General features: G+C 65.1%; 19 protein-coding genes. 4 read left to right on the forward strand and 15 right to left on the reverse strand.

Annotated features, from left to right (window positions below):
* Window positions 1–32: 32 nt before the first annotated feature.
* The 8 genes from ACZK45_RS02565 to ACZK45_RS02600 form a co-directional block, all read right to left on the reverse strand.
* Entirely contained in the window at window positions 33–773 is a 741-nt protein-coding gene (locus ACZK45_RS02565; protein ID WP_065722724.1) for a class I SAM-dependent methyltransferase, read from the reverse strand.
* The gene (locus ACZK45_RS02570; protein ID WP_065722725.1) at window positions 770–1,705 is read right to left on the reverse strand and encodes a class I SAM-dependent methyltransferase; all 936 of its coding nucleotides are present in this window, start codon (window positions 1,703–1,705) and stop codon (window positions 770–772) included. Before ACZK45_RS02570 ends, ACZK45_RS02565 begins: the two co-directional genes overlap by 4 nt.
* The gene (locus ACZK45_RS02575) at window positions 1,702–3,666 is read right to left on the reverse strand and encodes an NAD-dependent epimerase/dehydratase family protein (protein WP_478445414.1); all 1,965 of its coding nucleotides are present in this window, start codon (window positions 3,664–3,666) and stop codon (window positions 1,702–1,704) included. Before ACZK45_RS02575 ends, ACZK45_RS02570 begins: the two co-directional genes overlap by 4 nt.
* Entirely contained in the window at window positions 3,663–4,556 is an 894-nt protein-coding gene (locus tag ACZK45_RS02580) for a transketolase family protein (protein WP_065722727.1), read from the reverse strand. Before ACZK45_RS02580 ends, ACZK45_RS02575 begins: the two co-directional genes overlap by 4 nt.
* Window positions 4,553–5,386: a 1-deoxy-D-xylulose-5-phosphate synthase N-terminal domain-containing protein gene (locus ACZK45_RS02585; protein WP_478445415.1), complete on the reverse strand. Its 834-nt coding sequence runs from the start codon at window positions 5,384–5,386 to the stop codon at window positions 4,553–4,555. The genes ACZK45_RS02580 and ACZK45_RS02585 overlap by 4 nt, the downstream gene beginning before the upstream one ends.
* 56 nt (window positions 5,387–5,442) lie before the next feature.
* Complete coding sequence (locus ACZK45_RS02590; protein WP_478445416.1) at window positions 5,443–6,852, reverse strand: mannose-1-phosphate guanylyltransferase/mannose-6-phosphate isomerase; 1,410 nt, start codon at window positions 6,850–6,852, stop codon at window positions 5,443–5,445.
* 12 nt (window positions 6,853–6,864) lie between these two features.
* Complete coding sequence (locus ACZK45_RS02595) at window positions 6,865–8,211, reverse strand: phosphohexomutase domain-containing protein (protein ID WP_049398412.1); 1,347 nt, start codon at window positions 8,209–8,211, stop codon at window positions 6,865–6,867.
* A gap of 96 nt (window positions 8,212–8,307) precedes the next feature.
* Complete coding sequence (locus tag ACZK45_RS02600; RefSeq protein WP_478445417.1) at window positions 8,308–11,625, reverse strand: DEAD/DEAH box helicase; 3,318 nt, start codon at window positions 11,623–11,625, stop codon at window positions 8,308–8,310.
* A gap of 160 nt (window positions 11,626–11,785) precedes the next feature.
* Between ACZK45_RS02600 and ACZK45_RS02605 the strand changes: the two genes are divergently transcribed.
* On the forward strand, window positions 11,786–12,517 hold the full coding sequence (locus tag ACZK45_RS02605; protein WP_180837593.1) for a CoA transferase subunit A: 732 nt from the start codon (window positions 11,786–11,788) through the stop codon (window positions 12,515–12,517).
* Window position 12,518: 1 nt separating this feature from the next.
* Window positions 12,519–13,148, forward strand: coding sequence for a CoA transferase subunit B (locus ACZK45_RS02610; protein WP_049424915.1), 630 nt, complete (start codon window positions 12,519–12,521; stop codon window positions 13,146–13,148).
* On the opposite strand, the gene ACZK45_RS02615 is transcribed toward ACZK45_RS02610, so the two are convergent.
* Window positions 13,142–15,964, reverse strand: coding sequence for a rhamnan synthesis F family protein (locus ACZK45_RS02615; RefSeq protein WP_478445418.1), 2,823 nt, complete (start codon window positions 15,962–15,964; stop codon window positions 13,142–13,144). The two genes, ACZK45_RS02610 and ACZK45_RS02615, sit on opposite strands and share 7 nt — an antisense overlap.
* A 160-nt stretch (window positions 15,965–16,124) precedes the next feature.
* On the opposite strand from ACZK45_RS02615, the gene ACZK45_RS02620 reads away from it, so the two are divergent.
* A complete protein-coding gene (locus tag ACZK45_RS02620; RefSeq protein ID WP_032127995.1) occupies window positions 16,125–16,712 on the forward strand; it encodes an alpha-ketoglutarate-dependent dioxygenase AlkB family protein in 588 nt (195 codons plus the stop codon).
* A gap of 4 nt (window positions 16,713–16,716) precedes the next feature.
* Here the strand turns inward: ACZK45_RS02620 and ACZK45_RS02625 are convergent, their stop codons facing one another.
* From ACZK45_RS02625 to ACZK45_RS02640, 4 genes are read right to left on the reverse strand one after another with little or no spacing between them, the layout of a single operon-like run.
* Window positions 16,717–17,358, reverse strand: coding sequence for an ABC-type transport auxiliary lipoprotein family protein (locus ACZK45_RS02625; protein WP_125892546.1), 642 nt, complete (start codon window positions 17,356–17,358; stop codon window positions 16,717–16,719).
* On the reverse strand, window positions 17,355–18,281 hold the full coding sequence (locus ACZK45_RS02630) for an MlaD family protein (RefSeq protein WP_014035909.1): 927 nt from the start codon (window positions 18,279–18,281) through the stop codon (window positions 17,355–17,357). Before ACZK45_RS02630 ends, ACZK45_RS02625 begins: the two co-directional genes overlap by 4 nt.
* A 3-nt stretch (window positions 18,282–18,284) precedes the next feature.
* Window positions 18,285–19,112, reverse strand: coding sequence for an ABC transporter ATP-binding protein (locus tag ACZK45_RS02635; RefSeq protein WP_046983181.1), 828 nt, complete (start codon window positions 19,110–19,112; stop codon window positions 18,285–18,287).
* A gap of 1 nt (window position 19,113) precedes the next feature.
* Complete coding sequence (locus ACZK45_RS02640) at window positions 19,114–20,235, reverse strand: ABC transporter permease (RefSeq protein WP_032127999.1); 1,122 nt, start codon at window positions 20,233–20,235, stop codon at window positions 19,114–19,116.
* A 92-nt stretch (window positions 20,236–20,327) separates the two neighbouring features.
* Here ACZK45_RS02640 and ACZK45_RS02645 point away from each other — a divergent pair, with 92 nt between their 5' ends.
* Entirely contained in the window at window positions 20,328–21,587 is a 1,260-nt protein-coding gene (locus tag ACZK45_RS02645; RefSeq protein ID WP_049398420.1) for a threonine/serine exporter family protein, read from the forward strand.
* A gap of 115 nt (window positions 21,588–21,702) precedes the next feature.
* On the opposite strand, the gene ACZK45_RS02650 is transcribed toward ACZK45_RS02645, so the two are convergent.
* Both ACZK45_RS02650 and ACZK45_RS02655 read right to left on the reverse strand, forming a co-directional pair.
* Window positions 21,703–22,086 carry an H-NS histone family protein gene (locus ACZK45_RS02650; RefSeq protein ID WP_032128000.1) on the reverse strand — a complete coding sequence of 128 codons (384 nt, stop codon included), beginning with the start codon at window positions 22,084–22,086 and terminating at the stop codon, window positions 21,703–21,705.
* Between the two features lie 222 nt (window positions 22,087–22,308).
* Window positions 22,309–24,012, reverse strand: coding sequence for a proline--tRNA ligase (locus tag ACZK45_RS02655; RefSeq protein ID WP_032128001.1), 1,704 nt, complete (start codon window positions 24,010–24,012; stop codon window positions 22,309–22,311).
* Window positions 24,013–24,529: the final 517 nt, after the last annotated feature.

Here is a 24,529-nt window from a genome sequence, read left to right on the forward strand (position 1 = left end):
CGCGAGGGCGGAATGATTTCGTGCCACATGGCTCATCGCTGCGCCAGCATGACGTTCTGGCCACAGGCGATGTCACGGGCGAGAGGCAGCTGCTCGACCAATGGCTCCAGTAACCGCAGGCCACGCGCGGCTGCGTCGGGGCAGAAGAAGGGCACGAGATTGATGGTGGAGGTGCTGATCTTGCTGAAGCCGGCGGCGCGCAGCCAGTTGCGGATTGCCCAGGGCGTGAACGAGCGCTCTTCGTGTTCGATGTGATAGCGGGAAAAGCGCTCCAGTAGTTTCAGCACCGGATTGAGGCCATTCGGCTCCACCACCACGATGCTACCCTTGAAGCCAGCCAAGCCGGCGATGGCACCGGCTGGGTCCGGCAGGTGGTGCAGGACGCCCCGTAGCACGATGCAGTCGAAGCTTCCTTCTTCCAGGACGGCGCTGATGTCATAGATGTTGCCGACGGCAAATTCCACCTGGGAGGCAAGGCCATGCGCGGCTGCGCGCGCCTGCGCGGCCTCGATCGCAACGGCGGCAGGATCGACCCCTAGTGCGTGGGCTGCTCCCATGCCCGGAAACTCGAGCGTATAGGAACCATCGCCGCACCCCAGATCCAGTACGCGCTTGCCCTGGAACGGGAAGGCGGCAGCAACCGCGTTGCTGATGCGTGCATTGGCCAGATTGGAGGACAGACGATCGGTGGTATAGCGATAGGAACCGGTCGCGCGGACGTCGTCATCGAACTGTGCGACGTTCTTCTTCACCAGCGGGCGTTGGGATTTCATGCAGGGGTACTCACAGGTTTGGTGCCAACAGCCATGATGTTGCCGACTCTGAGCGGGATCATCATCCCGGCCAGGCCGACGCGTTCAAGGCCCGTGAGCAGCAGTGACTTCAAGACGCTGGGCAGTGGCGTCAGGCGGACCCAATAGCGCAGCGGATAGGCGTTGCGGATCGAATCAACGCGCACGTGCTGGAATCCGTTGGATTCAAGCAGCGCAGCAACGGCGCGATCGCTGAACAACTGCAGGTGCTCGACATCGATGATGGGCGAGCGAAGCCCCAATAGACGGTTCAGCGGGGCCCGCCAATTGTGCACGACCACCGCCAGCTTACCGCCAGGTTGCAGCAGGGTATGTGCCGAACGGACCAGGTCACCAGGCTCTGCGACATGCTCGAGGGTCATGAACGAGCACACCAGCGAGATAGACTGATCGGCAAGAAGATCGGGGTCGAACATGGCTTCGACCAGCATGGGCCTGACATCCGCCGGTGCGGCGTCGATCGCCGCACGCGACGGCTCGACGCCGATGACGGGAGCGAAGCCGGATTGCCGGAGGTAGGGCAGTAGTGGTCCGCTGCCGGCACCCACGTCAACTGCGCCGCGCCGGTGCGCAAGCTGTTGCAGATGCGGCGCCAGGGCATGCGCGTAACTGGCGGCTGCAGCCGCAGCTTCCGGAGTGGAATCGTAGGCGGCATCCGCATAGGCCTGCGACAGAAAGTCATGGCTGGGCGGGCGCGGAGCGAACACTAGGTCGCAGCCCAGGCAGCGCACCAGCCACAAACACATGAACTCCGGATCCTTGCGCGATGCGTAGGTGAAGTCGTTGACCCGTGATGGATCGAGCTTCTCGTCGGCGAATGCAACTGCGTCGCGGGCGCCACAGCCGGGGCACGGACGGTCCCGCGCCTGATCGAATTCAATAGGTGTGCTCATGATTCATTTCCGGGGGCAAGCACTCTGATTTCGCCATGGATGATCAGGTTACGGCGGATGAAGGCAGGGCGCGCCTTGGTTTCCTCGAAGATCTTGCCGATGTACTCGCCGAGCAAACCGATGCCGAGGATGCTGGCCGAGCCGAAGAACATCACCAGCAATGCGACGAATGTAACGCCGCGTGGTGCCAGTTCCGGGTGTAGCACGCGCACGGCAACACTGAACGCGGCAAGCAACACCGTAAGGGCACAGGCGATGCCGCCGAACGCAGTCAGGAGGTGCAGCGGAATGCGCGAGAACGAGAATATGCCCTTCTTGGCCCAGCCGATGTTGCGGATCCAGTTGTTGGTGCTGGTGCCGAACATCCGGTCGGGGCGTACGTAGTCCACGCCGACCTGGCGGAATCCGACGAAGGCGCGCAGGCCACGCAGGAACGCGTCGCGTTCTTTGCACTGCAGCATCCAATACACCACAGAGCGGTCCAGTAGCGAGAAATCGCCGGCATCCTTCGGAATGGGGACCTCGCTCATCGCCGCGAACAGGCGGTAGAAAGCGCGGTAACAGGCCTCGAGCATCACCGGCATGTCGCGCTTCACGCGCCTGCCATAGACCACTTCAGCGCCCGCACGCCATTCACGGACAAAGTCCTCGATCAGCTCGGGCGGGTCCTGCAGGTCGCCATCCAGCAGTACACACGACGCCTTGCTGGCGTACTCCATGCCGCTGCGGAATGCCGCCTGCGAACCGAAGTTGCGCGAATGGGTGATGCCGATGACATGAGGGTCTTCGGCACTGATGCGCCGGATGACGTCGGCCGAGTCGTCCGGCGAGCAGTCATTGACGAAGATGATCTCGTAGTCGACGCCCAGGCGCTGGAATACGTCGGTCAGTCGCTGGTGCATCACTGGAATGGCCTGGGCATCCCGGTAGCACGCGATCACCGCCGATACGGAATTGCGTTCGGCCTGGCGCGGGGCTTTCTTGGTCAATTCGCCAAAGGTGCTGTGGCCCAGTTGCTCACGCCACCAGTCGACGCTGCGGCGCAGCCCATTCTCGAGGGTGATCCGAGCCTGCCAGCCGAGTAGGCGGGCTGCTTTTGCCGGGTTGGCGTACCAGTCGCTGAGGTCCCAGGCGCGTCCGGCCGAGGTGCTGAACTCTGGTGTGGCGGCCAGATCGAACTGGGAGACTGCCTGGGCTGCCAACGCGTCCAGCCGGGTCGAGTGCCCTGTGCCGATGTTGAAGGACTCGCCGGCGATCGCCGGTGACATCCGGGCGGCTGCCATCACGAAGGCGGCGACAACGTCGTCGACATGGATGAAGTCGCGCGATACGTCGGGGCGTGCAAACATCGGTAGCTCGCCGCGTGCGATGTGTGCGCAGAGATTGGGAATCAGGCGTGAGCTGTCCTCGTATGGGCCATAGACCGAGTACAGGCGCAGGTTGACGATTGGCTGATGCAGGACCTTGCCGTAGTAGCTGACGGCCTGGCTGCAGGCCGCCTTGCTCACCGCATAGTGGCTGTTGGGCAGCAGGGGCGCATCCTCGGCCGGGCCAGATGCATTGAGCCCATACTCCGAGGATGAGCCGGCTCGGATATAGGCCACCAGCGGTAGTAACTTGGCTTGTTCCAGCAGATTGATGAAACTGCTGTAGTTGGTGGCGTGGATGCGCTGCGCGTCATCTTCGAAGGCGTAGGCGCCGAACGAGGAGCAGTCGAATATGGTTCGTGGTGCGACCTTGCGAAGCAACGTCGCGACCGATGCGGGATCGTTGAGGTTGAGGTATGCCAGGTTGGCGGCATGTATGCCCTGCAGGCGCCATGAGTCTCCGGAGAACACAGTGCCCACCACATCGCTGCGCTGTGCGAGGCAGTTGCGCAGCAGGTTGGCACCGATGAATCCACTGGCTCCGATCACCAGGATCGGCCCCTCCAGGGCGGCGATCATCCGCTCCAGGCTCATGCGGTCTGCTCCTTCACCATCGCATGCAGCGATTCGGCATCAAGGCCGCACTCGCGGCGATGGAACTGCTGCGAGCCGAAACGGCCTGACGGATAGCGCAGGGCGTGGCGGTGGATGAACGGGCCGACAGCATGGCCGGCAGTCAGCACGGCAGCGGCCAGCGACATGCCGAGACCTCCTTCGCGCACATGCTCTTCGACCACGTACAGTGGGCCGCCACGCAGCTGGTCGACCACGGTCTTCGGCAGCTGCCGTACATCCGGTTCAGTCACTGCCCACACCGCGGGCCGGTCAGCCACCGACAACTCTGCCAGCGCCGACCAGGCAACCCCCGCCATCGGCCCGAGCGCAGCCAGCACCCCGCGTTCTCCATGCAACAGCTGGCGCCATGCAGCATAGGGCGGTGCCTGGTGCCCCGCAGGGCGGGCATCATAGCCCAGCCGCAAATAGGTGGGGCGGCGCAGGTCCTGCAGCAGTGCGGGCAGATCCTCGTCGAACGCAGGAACTTTGACGTCCATGCCCAGCGCCATCATTGCTGCGCAGTCCTCCAGGGCATGATGGGTCGGACCCATGTGGCCGTAGGCGAACCCACCGCCATTGCCTACGAGGCAGACGGGCAGGCCAGGCAGGCAGACATCATTGCGGATCTGCTCGAACGGCCGTGCGTAGCAGAAGGGGGCGATGCTGTAGGCGAAAACGATGTTGCCTTCGCGGGCAAGGCCGGCTGCAACCCCGATCATGTTCTGCTCGGCGACGCCGGCATTGATGAAACGGCTGCCGAACACGTCCTTGACTTCTTCCAATGCCATGAATCCAAGATCACCGGTGAGGAAGAAATGCTGTGGGGTTGCGCAGTGGGCAATGACTGCGGTGGCGAAGGCCTTTCTCATCGTACTGCGTCGCTCCCGAACGTAATCGCCTGCTCATACTCGGCTTCCGCCAATGGCAGGTAGTGGGATTCCAGCAGGCCTGCATAGTGGGTGCCAAGGCCCTTCACTGTATCCAGCACCAGTACTGTGGGCGCACCGGTGGCCGGTTGGTGGAGGATCTGCGCCAGGGTGTCGGGATCATGGCCGTTCGCGCGCTGCACCTGGGCACCGAAAGCCTGCAGGCGGGGACCCAGATCTGGGCAGGAAACGACATCCTGGGTACTGCCGAACCCTTGCAGACCGTTCTGGTCGATCAGCAGGGTCAGGTTGTCCAGGCGATGGTGAACGGCGAACGACAGTGCCTCCCAGCAGCTGCCTTCCTGCCATTCTCCGTCCGAGCATAGGCAGTACACCCGCCGATTCGAGCCCTGGTGACGTGCAGCCAGGGCCAGGCCGGCCGCCAGCGAGGGGCCGTGGCCAAGCGATCCTGTGGAGAACATCAGGCCGGGAATGCCACTGCCGCTGGGGTGGCCGGGCAATAGGCTGTCGTCCTGGCTGAAGGTTTCCAGATCCGCGTCGCTCAGGCGCCCCAAGCTCCAGAGTGTGACGTACAGCGCGCCTGCGGAATGGCCTTTGGAAAGAACGAAGCGGTCATCCTCCTGCATCACGTCGTGATGCAGGGCGATCAGTGCATCCAGGCAGGAAAGGTTGCCACCCACATGGCCAGACCGGGTCTGGAAGTGCATCTTCAGCAGGCGCGCGCGGGCCTGGGCTGCTAGAGCGGGTAGCCTGTTCACTGTAGTCCCACATTGCTTCAGTCGGGCAAGTATAGGCGCGAGCAGGCGTGACATGACTCAGCTGCCCGTTCGTCGGACCGGACCAGGCAGACTGCCAGTCGGCCCCCAACTCAGCTCTCGGTCCGCCCGTAGGTATCCTCGAAGCGCACGATGTCATCTTCGCCAAGGTAACTGCCGGACTGCACCTCGATCAGCTCCAGCGGCAGCTTGCCCGGGTTGCGCAGGCGATGGGTCACGCCCAGCGGGATGTAAGTGCTCTGGTTCTCGCTGAGCAGGATCACCTCGTCGCCGCGGGTCACCTCGGCGGTGCCGCTGACCACGATCCAGTGCTCGGCGCGATGGTGATGCATCTGCAGGCTGAGCGTACCGCCGGGCTTGACGGTGATGCGCTTGACCTGGAAACGCTCGCCGTTGTCGATCGAATCGTAGGCGCCCCACGGGCGGTAGACCTTGCGATGCCAGGTGGCCTCGCTGCGACCGTCGGCCTTCAGCTGCGCCACCACGGTCTTGACCTCCTGCATGCGGTCGGCCTTGCCGACCAGCACCGCGTCGTCGGTCTCGACCACGATCACGTCATCCAGGCCGACCAGTGCCACCAGGCGCTGTGCATAGGCATAGGTGTTGCGGCAGTCGATCGCGATCACGTCGCCCTGGTGCGCATTGCCATCGCCATCCTGATGCGAGACATCGCGCAGTGCGGTCCACGAACCGACGTCGTTCCAGCCGGCGTCCAACGGAATCACCACGGCGTCTTCGGTTTTTTCCATCACGGCATAGTCGATGGAATCGGAGGGAACGGTGGCGAACGCCTCCTTGTCGAGGCGGGTGAAATCCGAATCGCGACGGGCCTGCTGCCAGGCCTGGCGGCTGCTGGCCAGCATGTCGGGCTGGAAGCGCTCCAGTTCCTGCAGGTAGCGCGAGGCCTTGAACAGGAACATGCCGCTGTTCCAGTAGTACTGGCCGCTGGCCACATAGCCGGTGGCGGTGTCCAGGTCGGGCTTTTCGACGAAACGCTCGACGGCACGCAGGCCCTGTCCATTGGCGGCCTTGATATAGCCGTAGCCGGTTTCCGGACCGGTCGGCACGATGCCGAAGGTCACCAGCTTGCCGGCCTCGGCAGCGCTGGCTGCAGCCTGCACGACTGCACGGAACGCAGCCTCATCGGTGATCACATGGTCCGAGGGCAGCACCAGCAGCAGCGCATCGGCGCCGTCGCGGGTGGCCTCCAATGCTGCGACCGCAATCGCCGGCGCCGTATTGCGGCCAACCGGTTCCAGGATGATGGCAGCCGGCTCGGCGCCGACCTGCTGCAGCTGCTCGGCAGCGACGAAGCGGTGCTCTTCGTTGGCGATCACCAACGGGCCGTGGGTGGCGATGGGCGCGACGCGCTGCCAGGTGGCCTGCAGCATCGTCTGTTCGCCTGCCAGCGGCAGGAACTGCTTCGGATACGCCTCGCGCGACAGTGGCCACAGGCGGGTGCCGGAACCACCGGACAGGATGACGGGCTGGATGTTGCTCATGATCTTCCTTGATTACTGCTGGATAAGGCGGGAGATTTCGTCGGTGCGCGCCTGCATCAGCGCTGCGTCGCCGCGGGCTTCAACGTTCAGGCGCAGCAGCGGCTCGGTGTTGGAACTGCGCAGGTTGAAGCGCCAGTCGCCGAAATCGGCGCTGATGCCATCGGTATGGTCCAGCGCGGGCGACCGCGCGGCGAAGTGCTCCATCACGCGGGCCACGGCGGCCTTGGCATCGGCCACCTTGAAGTTGATCTCGCCGCTGCAGGGATAGGCCGCCATGCGGTCTTCGACCCAGTCGGCCAGCGAGCGGCCGCTCTCGGAAATCAGCTGCGCGATCAGCAGCCACGGGATCATGCCGGAGTCGGCATAGGCGAATTCGCGGAAGTAGTGGTGGGCGCTCATCTCGCCGCCGTACACCGCATCTTCGGCGCGCATCTTTTCCTTGATGAAAGCGTGGCCGCTCTTGCACAGCACCGGTACGCCGCCTGCCTGTTCAACCATTTCCACGGTGTTCCAGACCAGCCGCGGGTCGTGCACGATCTTGCCACCGGGATTGCGTGCCAGGATGGCCTTGGCCAGCAGGCCGACCAGATAGTAGCCCTCGATGAAGCGGCCGGTATGGTCGAAGAAGAAGCAGCGGTCGAAGTCACCGTCCCAGGCAATGCCGAAGTCGGCGCCGTGTTCGCGCACCGCATTGGCGGTGGCGGCGCGGTTTTCCGGCAGCAGCGGGTTGGGAATGCCGTTGGGGAAGCTGCCATCAGGTTCGTGGCAGATGCGGATGAACTCGAACGGCAGATGCGGTGCCAGCAGGTCGACGATGGCGCCCGCACCACCGTTGCCGGCATTGACCACCAGCTTCAGCGGCTTGAGCTTGGCGGCGTCGACGTAGCTCAGCAGATGCTGGATATAGGCGCTCTTGTCATGCTGGGCGGTCTGCCCGGCGCGTGGCGGCTGGGCCTCGGACGTATCGACGGCGACCGCATCGGAGATCGCGAACAGGCCGGTATCGGAGCTGATCGGGCGGGCGTTCTCCTTGACCAGCTTCATCCCGTTGTAGTCCATCGGGTTGTGGCTGGCGGTCACCATCACACCGCCGGCTGCGCCGAGGTGATCGGTCTGGAAGTAGACCTCTTCGGTACCGCACAGACCGATGTCGATCACCTCACGACCGGTACCACGCAGGCCTGCGGCCAGTGCATCCTGCAGCGCCGGGCTGGTCAGGCGCACATCGTGGCCGAGGACCACCGGGCCGGGAGCGAGCTGCGCAGCCAGGGCGACGCCGATGCGGCGCGCCAGGTCTTCGTTCAGTTCTTCCGGCACGCGGCCGCGGATATCGTAGGCCTTGAAGGCGGGCAGGGGCATCGATCAGATCCTTTGTGAGCTCAGCCCTCAATTGTAGTCCCAGTCCCGTTTGGGAATCGTTTCCATCGGAGAACGCCACCTGACTGGCGCCACGGATCAGGCCTGCGGCGATCGTCGGCCTGGCCGGCGGGTGCGCTTGGCCGGCAGGCCCGGCAACGGCGCCAGCAGCGCCTGGACGTCTTCCTCACTGAAGCGTGGACCCGTGCTGCCGCCGCCTTCCAGAATCGATTCCGCCAGCAGGGCCTTGCGTTCCTGCAGCTCGGCAATCCGTTCTTCGATGCTGCCTGCGGCGATCAGCCGGTAGACGAACACCGGCTGCTGCTGGCCGATGCGATGGGCGCGGTCACTGGCCTGGTTTTCGGCCGCCGGGTTCCACCAGGGATCGAAGTGGATGACGGTGTCTGCAGCAGTCAGGTTCAACCCGACGCCACCCGCCTTCAGGCTGATCAGGAACACGGGTACCTCGCCCTGCATGAAACGCTGCACCGGCGTGGCCCGGTCCTGGGTGTCGCCGGTCAGCGTCACATAGGCCAGCCCGAGCTCCTCCAGCGCCTGCGCGATCAGCGCCAGCATGCCGGTGAACTGTGAGAACACCAGGATCCGCCGGCCTTCCTCGACCATCGACGGCAGCATGTCGCGCAGCAGCTCCAGCTTGGCCGAGCCGGCATTGCGTGCAGGGGCGTCGCCCGGCAGCAGGCGCGGATCGCAGCAGACCTGGCGCAGCTTCAGCAAGGCATCCAGCACCACGATATGGCTGCGCGCCAGCCCGCTGCCGCTGATGGCTTCGCGCACCTGCTTTTCCATCGCGGCACGCACGGTTTCATAGAGATCACGCTGGCCACCCTCCATCTCCACCGCGCGGGTAATGAGGGTCTTGGGCGGAAGCTCTGACGCGACCTGATCCTTGCGCCGGCGCAGGATGAAGGGGCGCAGACGCTGCGCCAGCAACGTGGCGCGGCGGTGGTCGCTGCCGCGTTCGATCGGATGGCGCCAATGTTGGTTGAACTGTTTCTCGCTGCCGAGCAGGCCGGGCAGCAGGAAATCGAACTGCGTCCACAGTTCGCCCAGATGGTTTTCCAGCGGCGTACCGGTCAGGCACAGGCGATGGCGGGCCTGCAGCGTGCGCAGGGTGACCGCCGCACGCGATTTCGGATTCTTCACCTGCTGGGCCTCGTCGAGGATCAGCAGATGGTAGGCATGTGCCTGCAGCGCCTGCTCGTCGCGCCACAGCAGGGGATACGTGGTCAGTACAAGATCGTGCTCGGGGATCGCCTCGAACAGTGCTTCACGTGCCGGTCCGTGCAGGGTCAGTACGCGCAGGCCCGGGGTGAAGCGTGCCGCTTCGCTCTGCCAGTTGTGCAGCAGCGAGGTCGGCACCACCAGCAGCGCCGGCCGGTCCAGGCGGCCACTTTCCTTCTCGACCAGCAGATGCGCCAGTGTCTGCAGGGTCTTGCCCAGCCCCATGTCATCGGCCAGCACCCCGCCCAGCCCCTGCTGGCGCAGGTACTGCAGCCACGACAGGCCCTCCAGCTGGTAGGGACGCAGCGTTGCCACCAGCCCCGCTGGTGGCGGCACTTCGCCCAGTGCGGGTGCCTGCATCAGCCGCTGCACCAGCGCCTGGGTATCCTTGCGGCCCCGGAACTGCAGGCGCGCCGTGTCCTGCAGTGCCTGCAGGCGGCCACGGTCAAGCGCTGACAAGCGCAGCGGCGCGCCACGCTGGGCGAACAGGTCCGCCAACAGGGCCATGATCGGCTTCAGTCGCGCGGCCCGCAGTGCCAGGCGGGTGTTGTCGCCTGCCATCAACAGGACGTTCTCGTCGTCGCCGATGGCGTCCAGCTGGCCACGCATCCAGCGGGGATCGGACTGCAGCACCTGCTGCAGCAGCGGAACCATCGATACGTTGCGGCCTTCCACCTGGATGTCCAGACCCAGGTTGAACCAGCCCGCATCCGCCGGGTCCGCCTGGATGTCCAGGTCGATCTCATCCACCCGGGTGATGCGATGGCGGAAGTCGTCGTCAGTCTCCACCTTCCAGCCCAAGGCTTCCAGGCGCGGCACGTCATCCAGCAGGAACCGTGTCCAGTCATGGGTGCGCAGCTGGAACTGCGGGCCAGCGCCGTCCAATGACGCCCGCGGGTCCGTGTCGCGATACAGTCCCACCGTGCGCAGCTCGGCCTCGCGCCGTGATTCCTCAGCCAGGTCACGGGGCAGCAGGGCGAGCTGGCCCTCCGGATCGAGTGCGAACAGGCTCGGATCATCCAGGAACCGCACGTGCTCGTCGTACTCGAAGGCCACGGTCGCGATATCGGCCCATTGCGACGGGTCGCGGCGGCCGAGCCACGCCGGCCGGAACTCAATCGTATGCAGGCGCAGCACGGGGATCATCGCGCTGATCTGCAGGGTGGGCAGTGTGTCGCTTGCACCGGGGCGCGGCAGGGCAGGGTCGATCTGTTGCAGCATCTGTGCGACCACCGCTTCTTCGTTGGGTAACAGATTGGGCAGGCTCAGGAAGGCGTCGGCGTCCTCGGCCCTGACATCCAGCAGCAGCGGACCGACCTCGCCGGTGACCGGGTCCAGATAGCACGCACTCCGGCCCAGGACCACGCCTCTGGCGCCGCCCTCCACGCTCAACGCGGGTTCCAGCAGCGTCGCGCCCTGCGTCATGCCAACGGTCCAGCCCAGTTCGCCGCGGCGTGGAGCTCCTGACCGGGCCGGCACGTCGCCGTGCGTACCGCAGGAGACCCAGCCATGGCCGCTGGAGACGATCAACTGCAGGGTGGCCGCGAAGTCGATCCATTCGTCCTTCGTCGCGGGCTGCCGCTGGGTGCGTAGCTGGATCATCACCGCCAGATCAGTCGGCGTGAGATAGGCCGGAGGATCCAGCAGCAGGTCCGCGGTGATATCCATCCACTTGCCCGTGCTGATCGCACCATCGGTCCCGTACTTGACGCGCCGGACCAGCACGGCGGGGTGGTGGTTGTAGGTGGACAGTTCGAAGATGACACCGTTCCGGCGTGGCTGGGCCGGCCGGATCCGCGCGCTCTGCCAACGCGAAAGCTCCGCCAGCAGTTCAGGACGCGGCGGTTGCGCCAGGTCCTGTTCGGTCAGGGGGCTCTCGTCGTCCATGGCAAGCGAATCCAGCATGTACGAGACCAGCACCGCCGCCACATGCTTGCAGGTGCGGCCGACGGGGCAGGAACAGGCACTCTGCAGGCGGCTGCGCGCGGTGCGCGTACTGGCCGTCAGATCGATCTCCACGTAGTAGGGATGCCTGGCCGAACCCTGTACCTCGGCCGTCAGCAGGCCATCGCGAAGTTGCCGGTTGCGCACGCCACCCAGGCACTGCTCGCTTTTCTGCAGTGTCCATTCGTCGATCCAGCGGAACAGGTCTTCGTCTGTGAAGGTCGGCGTCATCGTAGATCGAGGGGCGTAGGCGCTGAAGCACCCTTCTGCGTGGAATCGCCCATTCTACCCAATGCCCGCCTGGTGCTCCGTCAATGCTGCGGCGCATCCAGGCCCTTCGCCGCCCTCCAGCTAGAATGCGGTCATCCTCAACGTGCAGGGTAGTACAGCAATGCAGCAATCGACTTCCACCGGCAAGCGCGGCAAGCGCTTCGCCAGTGCGGCGGAGGCCCTGCAAGGGGTGGTCGCCGATGGCCAGACGCTGGCCGTGGGCGGCTTCGGCCTGTGTGGCATTCCCGAGGCCCTGATCGCCGCGCTGCGTGACAGTGGCGCCAAGGGCCTGACCGTGATCTCCAACAATGCCGGCGTCGATGGTTTCGGCCTGGGCCAGCTGCTGGAAACCCGGCAGATCAAGAAGATGATTTCGTCCTACGTGGGCGAGAACAAGGAATTCGAGCGCCAGTTTCTGGCCGGCGAGCTGGAGCTGGAATTCAACCCGCAGGGCACCCTGGCCGAGCGCCTGCGTGCCGGCGGCGCGGGCATCCCGGCGTTCTTCACTGCCACCGGCTACGGCACCGTGGTGGCCGAGGGCAAGGAAACCCGCGAGTTCGACGGCAAGCACTACGTGATGGAGACCGCGCTGCGTGCCGATGTCGCGCTGGTCAAGGCGTGGAAGGCCGACGAAGCAGGCAACCTGGTGTTCCGCAAGACCGCGCGCAACTTCAACCCGGCCTGCGCGATGGCCGGCAAGGTTTGCATCGTGGAAGTGGAAGAGGTGGTGCCGGTCGGCGCCATCGATCCGGACCTGGTGCACCTGCCGGGCATCTACGTGCACCGCATCGTGCACAACCCGCATCCAGAAAAGCGTATCGAACAGCGCACCATCCGCGCGGAGGGCAACTGACATGGCGTGGACCCGCGATGAGATGGCGGCACGCGCCGCCCGCGAACTGACTGATGGCGCCTACGTGAACCTGGGCATCGGCCTGCCGACCCTGGTCGCCAACCATATTCCCGAAGGCGTGGATGTGTGGCTGCAGTCGGAGAACGGCCTGCTCGGTATCGGCCCGTTCCCGACCGATGCCGAAGTGGACGCCGACCTGATCAACGCCGGCAAGCAGACCGTCACCGCACGTGCCGGTGCCAGCTACTTCGGCAGCCACGACAGCTTCGCGATGATCCGCGGCGGCCACGTCAACCTGGCCATCCTCGGCGCCATGCAGGTCACCCATAAGGGCGACCTGGCCAACTGGATGGTGCCCGGCAAGATGGTCAAGGGCATGGGCGGCGCGATGGATCTGGTGGCCGGCGTGCAGCGCGTGGTGGTGCTGATGGAGCACACCGCCAAGAACGGCGAGCACAAGATCCTGACCGAATGCACGCTGCCGCTGACCGGTGTGGGCGTGGTCGACCGCATCATCACCGATCTGGCCGTGTTCGATGTGACGGACAAGGGCCTGCTGCTGGTGGAAGCCGCGCCGGGTGTCAGCGATGAAGAACTGAAGGAAAAGACCGGCGTCGCGTTCCGTCAGTAAGGCCTGCTCACGGCTACATTGCCACGGCCACTGAAGTCGTCTTCGGTGGCCAAATCCTGCAGCCAGGTGCCTGCCTGCCAGCTTCCCTCGGCAAGCAGGCGCAGTGGTTCCAGCACACTCCGTTCATCGAGCGTGATGCTGACAACGTCCGTGCCGACCGCCGAGCAGACATCACTGATGAATGCGAGCGCGCCAGTCTGCACTGCGGCGAGAGCTTCCAGTCCACGCTCCCCCAAGGTCTGTTCGCCGAACTCGCCGTGCACCACTCCACTCATGTCGCGGAAGTAGCCGTTGAACTGACCGTGCGGGGCACTTAGCAGTGCTTCCAGCAAGAGGTCGTGCTGAAGGATCAAGGATGAGCCTGAGGGATCCTGGCGGCCGTCGAAGTAGCGCGCTTCAGCCCAGCCCAATCCGTCCAGCTGCTTGGCCGTTTCCCGCAAGGCGAAGTACTGGCCGCCAATCGGTTCGCCGCTAAGGCGGATCAGATTGCGCTGGATGGTTCCTGCATAACCCAGATCGACGACCATGGCTGGTTCGCCGCCAGTGGCCTCTGACAGGCGCGCTTGCCAGATCTGTCGGCTCTGCTCGGCCAGCTCAAGGAGGGAGGGAAGTGCAGGTTGCAGCCACAGCGAGACCGTGTCTGCCATTTCAGGCAAAAAGACGTCGCGCTCCAGCAGCGTAGAGTCAACTTGGGCAATCACGTCCATGGCCTGCGTGCCAAGGCGTGCCACAAGAAGTTGCCGCATGTTGCCGTTGAAGCTACCGGCCAGTACGGCAGATAGATCTGCATCCGCTGCCAGTGCCGGCAAGGCCGTGGAGCGCCGCGATGCAAGAAAATACTCTGTGCGCAGTGCTCGCATTCCGGAATGGACCTTGGCCAACAGCGTCCAAGCCTGCTCCAGCAGATGGCCTTCTCGAGCGAGCAGCAGGATTGAACCGATACCCCGCCGTTGGGCGGCAGTGGCGGTTGTCAACAGGAAATCAAGCAGGATGGGACCCAACACGCAGTAGCCCGTGTCTTCCGCTGCAAGTTGTGGCGTCGGGTACACGCGATGTGGGGCGGTGTCGGCTATGTACGTCAAACGATTGGCCAGCAACCCACGCCATAGCTGCTCAGGCCAAGGTGCCTGCGCTGCTGAACGATGGCGCAAGGTGCGCAGAGCGGGGACCATGTCGAACAGTGCGCCGGGACGTAGCACGTGGACCGGATTGATCAGGCCGGCACGTTGCGGCAGCTGGACATCAGAATGTTCATTGTCGCCCACATGCAGCCAATGATCCGGAGATATTGCCAACTGCTCCGCCCATCGCGCCCAGCTGTCGTCGGCATCCTTACGGTGCCCGGTTTCGCAGGAGATCCACCAGGTGTCGGTAACGGCTTCCACTGGTGGTGGCAGTATGCTGCGCAGTACAGCTGCGGGCAGGTACATGTCCGACAGAGCGATCAGCCGTTTTCCGGCCAACGTCGGTAGTGCTTCCAGAAGCCCCCGGCGCGGGCGCAACAGCTCCTGCTCTGTCTGCACTTCCAGTGCCAGCAGACGCTGGGCCATGGCGCCGTCAAGGTGCCCGATGCGTCCCACCTGCTGGTAGATTTCGGCCAGTTCCGGATCGCGGCCCAGACGTTGCCGTTCTGCGATTTCCGCGTCCTCCCGAATCTCGGCGAACGCAGTCAATCCCGATATGCGTTCAGCACGAAGTGCCAGCAGTTGGCGCGCGCCATTTGGCGTCGTGAAGGGGCGCAGAACCATGGTGTCGAATACATCCAGCGTCACCACCCTGGCTTCGATGCCCGCCATCCGTAGTTGCTCTGCCAGCGGATACCTGAAGGCAGCACCGGCATTTCGCTCACCTTCGGTGGCCATGTGGCGACTGCCATCGGCCGGCAGTACGCCGATTCGATAGCCACGATCGCGAGCGATCAATGCGAAAAGACGTTCGATCGCATGCTGCAGAGTGCCATCGATCTGGCCCTGCTCTGCGGGAAACTCATCCAACGAAAGTCTCAGCTCGAACAGTGGCCGCAGGGCATCCACTCGCGCCCAGAACATCGAGCCGGCGGGGTAATCGAAGTAGCCGGTGCCGTCCCACCCCAGACCCAGGCGGGCGCACAAAGCGTGACCTATTGAAGCGTTGGAAAGCCAAGTATGTGCCCATGGCGGTAGTGACGCATGGGTTTCCGGATAGACCAGCCCCAAATCCGGGGCCGCCTGCAGCACGCCAAGCAACCAAGCCAGGCGATCGTGGTCACCAAACAGCGATGCCAGTAGATAGCGTCGCCACTGTTCCTGGGTGCTACCGGTGTAAAGCGATTTCTTGGTGTGTACGTGGCCCACCACGTCCAGCTCACGGATGCTGGTTTCAAATGCGAGCATCAGTGGCGCGATGTCGCGGCCACGGTTGGCTACCTTCGCTACCTGCAGGTCGATCAGCTTGGGAAGCTGCCCAAACCGTGCACGAACCTGCTCTGCAGCGACGTCATCCACCACCGAGACCATAAGCCGATAGGGAACTGGCATCTGTTCCAGCGACGAGGCCAGCTCTTCAATCAGGTCCGGATAGAAGACATGCGCCATCACTCCGACCTTCAATGAAATCAGCTCCAGTGGGACTGGTGCTGGCAATGGTGTGTCGCATACTGGTGGAGTACTCGCGTGATGAGTTGCGCCGGAAGTGCGCGCGCGGCGCAGCAGTCCACCGATACCCATGACACGTGCAATCTTCAGTGCGCGACGGACCACCGACCAGAGCCCCGGCAATCCGCCTCCGTGGCGCTGAACCGAGCGTTGGATTGCATCAAGGTAACGACGGAGCTTCACCGTTCACTCCGTTGGTCAGATGCAGAGCTGGACTGGCTGGGTTTAAGGCGCGGCATCAGTTGAATTGGAAGGATAGGTCGAGATGGAGCATTGTCCCGTCTGTGACTGAACCGGGCAAATCGGGCAAGCTGGAGCTGATTTCATCTGAAGACATGGCGCCATGCTGTTCCCTCACGACCTGCCCGATGCCGATGTCCAGCACCTGCCGGGCTGGCTGGCCGCGACCGATGCCGACCGGCTCCTGTCCGTGCTGCAGGCCGAAGTCCCCTGGGAAGTCCACCGCATCCGCATGTTCGGCAACTGGGTGGATTCGCCGCGGCTGAGCTGCTGGATCGGCGATCCGCAGGCGCGCTACCGCTATTCGGGGGCTGAATTCGTGCCGCACTTCTGGCCACCCGCGTTGCAGGCCATGCGTGATCGCCTGCAGGTGGAGGGCCTCGGCCGCTTCAACAGCGTGCTGCTGAACCGCTATCGCGGCGGCGGTGATTACATGGGCTGGCACAGCGATGACGAGCCGGAGCTGGGGCCGGCCCCGGTGATTGCTTCGCTGAGCCTGGGCGCGGCGCGGCGCTTCCTGCTGCGCCGGCGCGATGACCCGGCGCGGAAGGCCGAGTATCTGCTCGGCCATGGCGATCTGCTGGTGATGGCCGGTCAGACCCAACAGTTCTATCAGCACGCGCTGCCGAAGATGGCACGCGTGCAGGGGGAGCGGATCAACCTGACGTTCCGCTGGATCACGCCGCGCTGATCGATCAGCGCGCGACGGTCGGCTGGTCGGCCTGCCCGCTCACCAGCGTCCAGCCCACCACGTCCTGCGCCAGCTGCTGCAGCCCACGCTCGAACGCGGCGGTCACCGCCGGTACGTCGGTGCTGCCGACCGGCTGCGCCTGGCGGAAGGTGCGGTCGGCGACCACGCGCTGGTCGGCCACGTGGATCAGCTTGGCGTTGACCTCGATCACTACTGTCGGCGTGGCCTGTCCCTGGTAATCCGATTCGAAGCGGCGCACGTCGGTGGACAGCTTGTAGTCGGCGCGGATGCCGGCGGTGCTGCGGGCCACGCCGCGGATGCGGCCGGAATCCTCGAAGCCGCGCAGCAGGGTGTCCTCGATCATGTCGGTGGCCGGCTGCGCCCAGCTGGCGCCCTTGTAGATCTCCAGCTGCGATGGCGTCGGCCGCACGTTGATGCGCGGGCTGTCGACCATGCGCGCGGCGCTGGGTTTGGCCAGTACCAGCTGCCAGCTGGCCTGTGGCCACGCCGGGTCCGCCTTGACCTGCACGGACGGCGAGTACAGCGTCACTGCGGTTTTCTCGCTGCTGCCAAGGATGGAGCAGCCGCCCAGCAGGGTGACCATCGAAGCGGCCAGCAGCAGGCGCGGAAGGGTGGTCGGGCTCATTTGGGTTCGAACTCCTTCGGTGCGTCGCGGCCCAGCAGGTAGCGCGCGGGGTTGTTCTCGAGGCGGTCGCTGACCCGGCGCAGGTCGCGGATCAGGCCGCGCAGTTCGGTCAGCGTCGGGCCGAGCTGGCCGAGGCCATCGTTGGCGAAGCTGTTGATGGCAGCGCGGTTCTCGCCAAGGATCGAATCGGCGTTGCCGGCGGCCGAATCAAGCTTGGCCAGAGTGCCGTCGAGCTTGTCGATGATGCCCGGCAGCTGCTGCACCAGGTTCTTGTCCAGGCGCTCGATGGTGCCGTTGGTGGTCTTCAGCGTGGTGTCCAGGCTGCGCGCGGCGTCGCGCGCGCTGAGCAGCAGCGCCTGCGTGCCCTGGTCACGGTCGGCCAGACCACCGCTGATGGTTTCCAGGTTGGCCAGTGTCGCGTTGATCGAAGCCACGTTGCGGTCGCTGAGAATCTGGTCCATGCGCTCGACGATGCGGTTGGCGACGTCGGTGATGTTCTGCAGCGCCGACGGCGTGGTCGGGATGATCGGCGCCGGGTCCTTGTTGACCGTGGTCAGCGCCGGCGACTGCGGCGTGCCACCGCTGAGCTGGATGATCGACGGGCCGGTCAGGCTGGTGATCGCCAGCTTGGCGCGGGTATCGGTCTTGACCGGCGTGTTGGAGTTCAGGCGGATGCGCGCGACCACCTGGCGCGGGTCGTCCGGTACCAGGTTCAGTTCGGTGATCGAGCCCACCGCGATGCCGTTGTACTGCACCGGGCTGCCCACCGACAGGCCGGTCACCGCTTCGCGGAACACCACGCGGTATTCCTGCCAGGTGCGGTCGGAAGAGTACTTGGCGGCCCACAGGCCGAAGGCCAGCAGGGCCAGGCCGGTGATCAGGGTGAACGCGCCGATCAGCACGTAGTTGGCTTTGGTTTCCATGGCTCAGGCACTCTCGATCTGTTCGCCACGCGCGGCGCGCGCGCGGGGTCCGTGGAAGTATTCCTGGATCCACGGATGATCCAGTTTCTCGATGTCAGGCAGGGGCGCATTGGCCACGACCTTGCGGTCGGCGATCACCGCTACCCGGTCGCAGATCGCGTACAGCGTGTCCAGGTCGTGGGTGATCAGGAACACGGTCAGCCCCAGCGCTTCCTGCAGGGTCTTGATCAGGCGGTCGAACGCCGCCGCGCCGATCGGGTCGAGGCCGGCAGTGGGTTCATCCAGGAACAGCAGCGGTGGGTCCAGCGCCAATGCGCGGGCCAGGCCGGCGCGCTTGCGCATGCCACCGGACAGCTGCGAGGGCAGCTTGTTGATCGCATCGGCGGGCAGGCCGGCCAGCTTCACCTTCAGCAGCGCCAGTTCGTAGTGCCAGCGCTCGGGCAGTTCGCGATGGTGCTCCTTCAGCGGTACCTGCACGTTCTCACCCACGGTCAGCGACGAAAACAGCGCGCCGTCCTGGAACAGCACGCCGGTGTTGCGTTCGATGTGCAGGCGGCTCTCGGCATCGTCGGCACGCGCGTCGCGGCCGAGCACTTCGATCTGCCCGGCATCGGGCACGCGCAGGCCGAGGATCGAACGCATCAGCACCGATTTGCCGGTACCGGAGCCACCGACCACGCCCAGGATCTCGCCGCGGCGCACGTCCAGGTCCAGGTCCTCATGCACAGTCTGGCTGCCGAAACGGTTGACCAGACCACGCACGCGGATGGCCAGCTCGTGGCCGTCGTCGTCCTGCATGGGAATTTCTTCGGGCGTCGGATGTGTGCTCATGTCACCAGTCCATGTGCATGAACCACAACGCCGCGAAGGCGTCGATGATGATCACCAGCGAGATGGTCTGCACCACGCTGGAGGTGGTGCGTTCGCCGACCGACTGCGCCGTGCCTTCGACCTTCAGTCCTTCCAGGCAGCCGATCAGGCCGATCACCAGCGCGAACACCGGCGCCTTCGACAGGCCGACCAGCATGTGGCGCACTTCCATCGTCTCGTGCATGCGCGCGATGTACATCTGCGGCGGAATATCCAGGTCGAACGCACCCACCGTGATGCCACCGGCCAGTCCGGCGACCATGGCGATGAAGGTCAGCAGGGGCAGGGTGACCAGCAGCGCCAGCAGCCGTGGCAGCACCAGCAGGTCGATCGGGTCCAGGCCCAGAGTGCGCATCGCATCGATTTCCTCGCGCGCCTTCATCGCACCGATCTGCGCGGTGAAGGCGCTGGCGGTGCGGCCGGCCAGCACGATCGCGGTCAGCAGCACCGCGAACTCGCGCAGGAAGGCGATGTTGACCAGCTCGACCACGTAAATCTCGGCGCCGAAATCGCGCAGGATGGTCGAGCCGAGGAAGGCGATCACCGCGCCGACCAGGTAGGACAGCAGTGCCACCAGCGGTACCGCATCCAGCCCGACCTGCTCCATCTGGTGCACGGTGGCGGTCAGGCGGAAACGGCGGGGTTCCTTGACCAGGCGCGCGGCCTTGACCAGGTTCTCGCCGAGGAAACTGCACAGCGCCTTGATGTTGTGGCCGGTGGCATGGACGCTGACACCCAGCCGTTCCAGTGCAGCCAGCACGCCGAAGTCGCGCTTGGGCTTGGGCCGGTCGTCGGCCACTTCCTCGATGGTGCACACCAGCGCCTGGTGGTCCGGGCGGAACTTCAGTGCGTCCTCACCGAGGTCGGCGCGATGGGCCACGCGCAGCACCTGCAGCACGCCGGCCGAATCCATCTTCTCGATGGCGGTGGCATCGATGCCGGTCAGCGTGTCGGGAACGCCGCGCAGGACTTCGGCCGCGGCCAGCGCGGTCTTCAAGGTCCAGGTGCCGGACAGGCGGATCACGCCCGGGTCATGGGCATCCTGTTCGAGCTGGGGGGCGTGGTTCGGGGTCACTTGGGCCATTCGGGTCGCAGCATAACCGTTCTGTATTGGGCATCGCGTCGAACTCGGATGAATTTCTCCGGTAAGGCCCAGCCTAGGTAATACTACGGCGCATGTCCGCAGACGCTCACACGATCCCCACGCCCCAGGCCACCTACGCGCAGCGCGTGGCCTTCGTTTCCGAGATCGCCGGACGCCTGCACAGCTACGGCACAACGGCCCAGCGCCTGGAAACGGCAGTGGTGGCACTGGCCCGCCAGCTCGATCTGGATTGTGAACCGTGGTCGAATCCCACCGGTATCATCCTCAGCTTCAGCGACCCTGCGCAGGCGATCGGCTCCAGTGACATCACCCGCGTGATCCGTCTGGCCCCCGGCGAGAACGACCTGCACAAGCTCAGCGTGGCCGACCATATCGCCGAGGAAGTGGCCAACGGGCGGATGAGCATCGCCCAGGGCCACACCGCGCTGCGCCAGCTGGACAAGGATCCGGGCCGGCGCGGCAAGCTGCGCACCATCCTTTCGTTCACCCTCGGTGCGGCCGGCGTGGCCGGCATGTGGAAGCTGCCGTGGCTGGACATCGCCACCGCCGGTGTCATCGGCCTGATGATCGGCCTGCTCGGCATGGTCACCGACCGTCGCCCGGCCACCCGTGAAGCCGCCGAGGCACTGGCCGCGCTGCTGGCCGGCCTGGTCGCCACCCTGGTCGCGTCCTTCATCGGCGCGCTCAACCTCAACACGGTGATCATCGCCTCGCTGGTGGTGCTGCTGCCCGGCATGTCGCTGACCAATGCGGTCAATGAACTGGCCAGCCAGCACTGGGTGTCGGGTACCGCGCGCTTTGCCGGCGCGCTGACCACCATCATGAAGCTCAGCGTCGGCGCGATGATCGCGGTGACCCTGGCCGATGTGCTCGGCCTCGATCCGGTGATCCGCGCCACGCGGCCGCAGGGGCCGTGGGTGGAGTGGGGCTCACTGCTGACCGCAGCGTTTGCCTTCGCGATGCTGTTCAAGGCCAACCGCCGCGATTATCCGTGGGTGATCGCGGCCTCGGTCGCTGGTTATGCGATCTCCAAGTTCGGTGGCCACGCCTGGGGCGCGCCGGCTGGCATCTTCCTGTCGGCGATGCTGCTGACCGCCGGTGGCAATCTGTTCGGCCGCCTCGTCGGCCGCCCGGGCGCAATCATCCGCCTGCCCGGCATCATCATGATGGTGCCCGGCAGCACCAGCCTGCGCGGCGTGCTGACCCTGGTCCAGCAGCAGGACGTGGGCGCCGGCCAGAGCGTGTTCCTCACCGTGCTCAACGTGGTGATGGCGCTGGTCGCTGGCCTGCTGTTCGGCAACCTGCTGATGCCGGCTCGCAAAACCCTGTAATCGCCCTCTGGGCTGCTTCCTGTGGGTGTGGACCGTTGGTCCACACCCCTTTCCTTTCCAGGGAATGAAAAACGCCGGCTTTCGCCGGCGTTTTTCATTGCATCCCGATCCGGCCTCAGGCCTTCTTGATCAGGAAATCTTCCGGCTTCTTGCTGCCCTTGGCGGTCAGCTCGGCCATCCAGCGCGGCTGCTTGCCACGGCCGGTCCAGGTTTCCTTCGGATTGGCCGGGTTGCGGTACTTCGGCGCAACCTTGCCCAGCTTGCGGCCAGCGGTCTTCGACGGTGCCTTGGCAACCTTGGCCACCTTGCGCGCGCGCGGGGCCGGGGCGTCGCCGAACAGTTCCTCGATGGTGTAACCCTCGGTCTTGGCCAGCTTGGTCAGCTGTGCCCGGACCTTGGTGATCGGCCGGCGCTTGGCGACGATGGTCTGCTGTTTCTTGGCGGTGCGGATCAGGGCGCCCAGCTCGCGTGCCGACAGGCCGGTCAGGTCAATGCTCATTTACGGTTACTCCGGAAACTAATAAGTGGACGGGACGAGCCAGTCCCTGGCGTCGCGGGACAGAATAAAGATGAATTAATCGCAGCACAAATGCAGACCGGTCATGGCCTGGCAGCATCCCGGCTGCATTGCGTCGATTTTGACCGGATTATGTCCGCTGCAATATTGCTCAAATGGGCGTCAGGCAAAAAAAGACCGGGGCATGCCCCGGTCTTTTCCTGATCAACCCTGCAGGCGCTGCAGCAGGGTGGCCTTGTCCAGGCTTTCCGCTTCGCTGGCGCGGCGCGAACGGTACTCGTAGGTGCCGGCGGCCAGGCCACGTTCGCTGACCACCACGCGGTGCGGGATGCCGATCAGTTCCATGTCGGCGAACATCGCGCCCGGGCGAAGGCCACGGTCGTCGAGTGCCGCGTCCAGGCCCGCATCGCGCAGCTCCTGCAGCAGGTTGGCCGCGGCGTCGGCCACGGCGGCGTCGCCCTTCGGATTGATCACGCATACCACCACCTGCCACGGCGCCATCGCGTCCGGCCAGATGATGCCGGCATCGTCATGGTTCTGTTCGATCGCGGCAGCCACCACGCGCGAGATACCGATGCCATAGCAGCCCATCGCCATCACCGCGGCCTTGCCGTTCTCGTCCAGAACGGTGGCATCCAGCGCTTCGGCGTACTTGCGGCCGAGCTGGAACACGTGGCCGACTTCGATGCCACGGGCGATCTTCAGTTCACCACCGTCCAGCGCGCGGTCACCGGCACGCACGTTGCGGATGTCGGCCACTTCCGGTTCCGGCAGGTCGCGGCCCCAGTTGACGCCAGCCAGGTGGAAACCGGCTTCGTTGGCGCCGACGACGAAGTCGGACATCGCCGCCACTTCGCGATCGGCCACCACGCGGATGGCCTTGGCCGGGGCGACCGGGCCGAGGAAGCCCGGCACGCTGCCCAGGTGCTCGGCGATTTCCGCCTCACTGGCGAAGCGCTGTTCGTCCAGGCCGGCAACCTTGGCCAGCTTGATCTCGTTGACCTCATGGTCGCCGCGTACCAGCAGCAGCACGAACTGCTGTGCCTTGCCTTCGCCGGCGATCAGCGCCACCGATTTCACCGTGCGCTGCAGGTCGATGCCGAGCAGCGCCGCGACATCCTCGCAGGTCTTCTGGGTGGGGGTATCGACCTTGCGCATGGCTTCGCTGGCGGCCGCACGCGGTGCCGGATCGGCAGCGATCGCCGCTTCCATGTTGGCCGCGTAGTCCGAACCGGTGGAGAACACCAGCGCGTCTTCGCCGGAATCGGCGATGACGTGGAATTCCTGCGAGGCATCACCGCCGATCGCGCCGGAGTCGGCCTGCACCATGCGGAAATCCAGGCCGAGGCGGGTGAAGATACGGCTGTAGGCCGACTTCATGTTCTCGTACTCGCGCACCAGGCACTCATCGTGCAGGTGGAACGAATAGGCGTCCTTCATCAGGAACTCGCGCGAACGCATCACGCCGAAGCGCGGACGGATCTCGTCGCGGAACTTGGTCTGCACCTGGTAGAAGTTCACCGGCAGCTGCTTGTAGCTGGACAGCTCGCTGCGCGCGAAGTCGCAGGCGGCTTCTTCGGCGGTCGGGCTGTAGCAGAACACCTGGTCCTTGCGGTCCTTGATCTTCAGCAGCTGCGGGCCGAACTTCTGCCAGCGCCCGGTCTGCTCCCACAGTTCCTTCGGCTGGATGGTCGGGATCTGGAATTCCACGGCACCGGCGCGGTCCATTTCCTCGCGCACGATGCGTTCAACCTTGCGCAGCACGCGCAGGCCCAGCGGCGACCAGGTGTATAGGCCCGATGCCAGCTTGCGGATCATGCCCGCGCGCAGCATCAGCCGGTGGCTGGTGAGCTCGGCGTCGCTGGGGGTTTCCTTGGTGGTGTGCAGGTGGAACTGGGAGAGGCGCATCGTCGGCTTCGGATAACGGCAGAGACGCCTATTCTGCCAGCCCGGCCGGGGGGAGGGGTATCGGCAGGGCTGCGCCCTGCACCCGCCTCAAGCAACGTCAACTGCAACTGCAACAGCGGGCTTCCCGTGGGATGGCGGGGTGGGTCCGGTTGCGGGGGACGCCGTAAATACGTCCCTGTGGCTCGGTCGCGCCATCCATGGCGCTCACGCCCCCGCAACCGGACCCACCCCGCCTTCGACAGTTTTCTGCGATCTGTCGCCCTTTTGTAGGGCCGAGCCATGCTCGGCTGCTGTTCGATCAATTCTCGAACTATTCGATTTCCATGGAGATTCATCCACGCATGGCGTGGATCTACTGACCACCGGGAATCTGTCGGGGGTGGGGCGGTGTCGGATTGCGGGGTGTCAGCCGCATGGATGCGGCTGCCAAGCCTACAGGGACGTACTTGCGGCGTCCCCGCACTCCGACACCGCCCCGCCATTCCACGGAATGCCCGCTCTTGACGTTGCCCTTGCT

The sequence above is a fragment of the Stenotrophomonas sp. 63632_Sma genome, from assembly GCF_056482875.1.